Below are 3,878 nucleotides of genomic sequence, written 5' to 3'. Positions count from 1 at the left end.
GGGCGCCCCGGTCCGACCCAACCCAGCCGCAAACGAGCTGGTCGGCTGTGGGCAGGTCGGCTGACCCTGGCCAGCCGGGAGTATGCAGCCTGTGGATCGGGTCGGTGGAGATTGTTGAGCTGGTTGAGTGCTGGACGCTGCTGGCCGACGAGCAGGAGCTGGTCGCTGGTAAACGCGGTGCGACGAGGCTTGGCTTCGCGCTTTTGTTGAAGTTTTACGGGCGGCATGGGCGGTTTCCTCGTGGCCGCGCTGAGCTGCCCGACGACGTCGTCGCCTTTGTGGCACGGCAGGTCGGCGTGCTGCCTTCCGAGCTTGGTTTGTACGAATGGTCAGGACGTACGGTGGAGTTTCATCGCAGCCAGGTCAGGCGTCATCTGGGCTTTCGGGAGTGCTCGGTCGAGGATGCTGACAAGTTGGCTTCGTGGCTAGCGGCTGAGGTGTGCGAGGTGGAGCGCCAGCACGATCGGGTGCGCGAGCAGCTGCTGGTCCGCTGCCGTGCGGAGCGGATTGAGCCACCGACGATTGGCCGCGTCGACCGGGTCGTCCGGTCGGCTCTGCGTCAGGCCGAGGTGGCTGTGACGTGTCGGATCGCGGCCAGATTGCCGGCGTCGACAGCCGCCCGGCTAGAAGCTCTGGTCTCAGGAGTCGGCGATGAGGGCGATGAGGACGAATCGGTGCTGGCGTTGGTGAAGTCGGATCCGGGCAACGTGAGCCTGGAATCGATGCTGACCGAGATCAAGAAGCTGCGCGCGGTCCGCGCGATCGGGCTCCCGTCCGGCTTGTTCAGCGATGTGGCGCCGAAGGTGCTGGCCGGGTGGCGTTCCCGGGCGGCGGTGGAGTCTCCGTCGCACCTGCTCGACCATCCGGTCGAGCTGCGGCTGACGCTGCTCGCTGCGCTCCTGCACGCGCGGGAACGCGAGGTCACCGACATCCTGGTCGATTTGCTGATTTCCACGGTGCACCGGATCAACGCCAGTGCGGATAAGCGGGTCACCAAGGAGTTGGTGAACGCCTTCAAGAAGGTGACGGGCAAGGAGAACATTCTGTTCGCGATCGCCGAGGCGGCGCTTGACGCGTCGGACGACCCGGTGCGGTCAGTGGTGTTCCCGGCGGTGACCGGTGGCGAGCAGACGCTGCGGGAGCTGGTCCACGAGTACAAGACGAAAGGCCCGGTGTATCGCCGTACGGTGCAGACCACGCTGAAGGCCTCCTACACCAACCACTACCGGCGCGGCCTGATCGAGCTGCTCGATGTGCTGGAGTTCCGGTCGTCGAACGCGATGCACCGGCCGGTGCTGGACGCACTCGAGCTGGTGGCCCGGCATAAGGACGGCCGGGTCACGTTCTATCCGGCCGGCGAACACGTCCCGGACCACAAAGGGGTGCTGGGCGACTGGGCCGATTTGGTCCGCCGTACCGACAGCAGGGGCCGCACCAAGGTGGTGCGGTCGGCGATCGTCGGGCATCGCCCGCGGATGTCGCTTCGGCGGCCGCGGGTTGTAACGCAACCGGCCCTCCTGACGAACGGCTCAAGCGGGTTGTGATGCGCATGCGGCCGTCGTACGCGCGGCCGTTCCCGGACCACGGGGTTCACCAAGGGACGGTGACCCCGCTCGATCCAGAACTCATAGAAGCTACGCAGCACCGCGTTGCTGTGTCGGATCGTGGCCGGCGTGTACTCGTCCCCTTGATGCCGCTTCCGGGTGACAGGGTTGATCTGCCCCGCCGAGGTCGCCGAGGCCTTGCGGGAGCCTGCGATCGGCTTGCTGGCCTGGCCCAGCCACAGCACGAAGTCGCGTACCTCGGCCGACGTCGCCTCATCCCACGCCACATCCACGGCGAGTAGGAACCGCCACCACCGCAACAGCGCCAACGCGTAGCTCCGCACCGATGCCGCCGAGCGGCCACGCGCGACGAAGTCCCGCAGGAAAACGTCAACGGGCTCGATCAGCCCGCCCGGGTCGCCCTCGATCCGCCACGGCACCACGCCTTCAGCGGCGACAACTCGACCCCACGTCGGCAACCGGATGTGCTCGATCGCCCGAGGATCCTCCTCGTCCAACACCATGCAGCCCTCCTTCAGTCAAGGGCTGCATTCGTACCGAGAACGTCACCCCACCGCCCGGGACACGCCGGGGAACCCGGAGTTAGTCCGGTCAATAGGTATCAGGTACGCCACCGCGATCCGGTCTGGCACCGCCTCGACCGAGGCGATTCTGCGGCGGTTCACCAAGGCCAACGCGATCCATCCGACCTATCAGGCGATGATCGAGCTCGGCCGCGCCCAGAAGACCCTGTTCGTCGCCCGGTACCTGCGCGACCGGGACCTGCAGCGCGAGATCAACGAGGGCCTGAACGTGGTCGAGGCGTGGAACGGCGGCAACCAGGTCATCTTCTTCGGCAAAGGCGGCGACCTGGCCTCCAACCGGCGCGATGAACAAGAGCTGTCCGTGCTGTGCCTACGGGTGCTGCAGTCCGCGCTGGTGTACGTGAACACGCTGATGGTGCAAGACGTCCTGGCCGACGCCGAGTGGGCCGACAAGTTGACCGACGTCGACCACCGCGGCCTCACTCCGCTGTTCTGGACCCACGTTGCCCCTACGGCGAGGTCCGGCTCAACATGCAGCGCCGCCTCAGCCTCGCGACGAGCTGACGCCCAGGCTCGTGGCTGCCAGGTGGTGTAGCGCCGGGCGAGCTCGAACACTTGCGCCAACCGAATAGCCCCTTGGACGGCTGCGGTCGAGGAGGGAAGGTCGTGTCTAATCCAACTTCCACAACCTGCCGTACGCTAGGTAGACAGCGTGGACCGTTAGGGCTGGGGGCGGGCGGATGCCCAGAGCCAGGATAGGTAGTGCAGCGTTGGTTGTTGCGACGGCTGCTGCAGTTCTTGTCTGCGTGTCGACCGCTAATGCGGCGGCGCCAATCCCGCGGGGTGGCGACCCGCGCGACCCTGAAGGTCCGGTCCCGGTGGAACTGGTGCCGACGCCAGAACTCACAGCGCTTCGGGCGGTGGGCGATTGGATCGCCAAGAACCCGAATCCCAACGCGGGCGGCGCCAAGATCGCCGATGACCGCAAGAGTGTCACTGTCTCTTGGAAAGGGATTGCGCCACCTGGTTTGCAGGCCCTGGCGGCCAGCCAGCCGGTACCAGTGACATTCCGGGTGGCCGCCTACTCCAGCGACGAATTGGCCGCCGTCGCCAAATCGCTGGTGACCGACAATCCAGGAGTGGTGACCTCGGCCGGGGAGAGCCCGGACTACTCCGGTGTTGTGGTGTGGCTGAGTTCCAAGGCGCCGCCGACTGCGTTAGCAAACTTGAAGGCGCGAAGCACGGTCCAGATAGTGTCCTCCTGGACTGAGGACCCGGGGTCGCTAGGCGGCGCCGCCGAACAGGCCCCGAAAACGTTCAACATGCCACTGGGCGCCACCGTGGACCCCCATCGCGCTGGGGACCGTGCGCCTTGGTTCGGTGGCGGTCTGATCCGCGCCAGGGGCGTATCTGGTAGCAGATGCTCGAATGGCGTCGCTCTCACCGCCGGTGACGAGCATTTCTACATGAGCATGGCATCCCACTGTGGGCTGGGGACGTGGGTGGCGTACGACACCGGCACGGTCATGGGATACGTGAAACCCGAGCACTGGAACCACAACCTCGACTTCCAAATTGTCGAAACGTCCAATGCCGCCCGAATCTGGACTGGGCCATGGAATACCACGGCTTCGCGAACAGTCAAGGGAATCGTGTTCCTCCAGACAGACGACGAGGTCGTGATGAGCGGCGGCGGAGCATGTCCCGAGTTGTGTGGAACTTGGGTGACGATCCACGGTGAACTCTAGGCGACGGCACCGACAGTTTCTGTGTGGTCGGTGGTGTCGGG

Annotated in this window: 2 protein-coding genes and 2 pseudogenes; 3 read left to right on the top strand and 1 reads right to left on the bottom strand. The window is 65.8% G+C overall.

The genetic code is table 11. The annotated features are described in order from the left end of the window. Window positions 1-104: 104 nt before the first annotated feature. Complete coding sequence (locus A3ES_RS55875; protein WP_026163808.1) at window positions 105-1,544, top strand: DUF4158 domain-containing protein; 1,440 nt, start codon at window positions 105-107, stop codon at window positions 1,542-1,544. Between the two features lie 233 nt (window positions 1,545-1,777). Here the strand turns inward: A3ES_RS55875 and A3ES_RS57430 are convergent. Continuing rightward, a pseudogene (locus A3ES_RS57430) lies at window positions 1,778-2,068 on the bottom strand (site-specific integrase); the annotation flags it as partial. A gap of 97 nt (window positions 2,069-2,165) precedes the next feature. Between A3ES_RS57430 and A3ES_RS50735 the strand changes: the two are divergent. Then, window positions 2,166-2,684 (top strand): annotated as a pseudogene (locus A3ES_RS50735) (Tn3 family transposase); the annotation flags it as partial. Window positions 2,685-2,967: 283 nt separating this feature from the next. Next, a complete protein-coding gene (locus A3ES_RS0145175) occupies window positions 2,968-3,837 on the top strand; it encodes a hypothetical protein (RefSeq protein ID WP_020393428.1) in 870 nt (289 codons plus the stop codon). The last annotated feature ends 41 nt before the right edge of the window (window positions 3,838-3,878 follow it).

It is taken from the genome of Kribbella catacumbae DSM 19601 (assembly GCF_000372465.1).
Taxonomy (GTDB): domain Bacteria; phylum Actinomycetota; class Actinomycetes; order Propionibacteriales; family Kribbellaceae; genus Kribbella; species Kribbella catacumbae.
This window is presented reverse-complemented; position numbering and strand designations above follow the sequence as displayed.